Source organism: Vibrio sp. 378, assembly GCF_033339435.1.
In genome coordinates this window covers 1-661 of record NZ_JAWOUO010000634.1, presented here as the reverse complement: position 1 = coordinate 661, position 661 = coordinate 1, and the positions used below count along the sequence as shown (strand labels likewise).

Annotated in this window: 1 protein-coding gene; it reads right to left on the bottom strand. The window is 46.7% G+C overall.

The window, feature by feature from the left end:
• Positions 1 to 661: malic enzyme-like NAD(P)-binding protein (locus R7Q48_RS27980; protein ID WP_318133559.1), on the bottom strand; the 661-nt coding region annotated here is incomplete at both ends.

Here is a 661-nt window from a genome sequence, read left to right as displayed (position 1 = left end):
TCCATTGGCTTAGGAATGATGTAGTCGCTGCCAAATTCTAGCTTCTCAACACCTGCAGCTTTTAGTACCGATTCAGGTACAGGCTCTTTTGCCAATGCACGAATTGCGTCAACCGCCGCCAGCTTCATGTCGTCATTGATTTCACTCGCACGTACATCTAACGCACCACGGAAAATGAAAGGGAAACACAACACGTTGTTCACTTGGTTTGGATAATCAGTGCGACCAGTACCCATAATTAAGTCATCACGTACTGCATGTGCTAGCTCAGGTTTAATTTCAGGATCTGGGTTCGAACAAGCAAATACAACTGGCTTGTCAGCCATAAGTTTCAACGCTTCTGGTGGCAACAGATTTGGACCAGATACACCTAAGAATAGGTCTGCACCTTCGATCACATCTTCTAGTGTGCGCTTATCTGTATTGTTTGCGAACAGTTGCTTGTACTCATTCAGATCATCACGACGAGTATGGATCACCCCTTTGCGATCCAGCATGTAGATCTTCTCGCGCATTGCGCCACACTTGATAAGCAGCTCCATACACGCAACGGCTGCAGCACCAGCACCAAGACAAACAATCGTTGAATCTTCAAGCTTCTTACCCTGCAGCTCGATAGCATTGAGCATACCTGCAGCTGTCACGATAGCCGTACCATGTT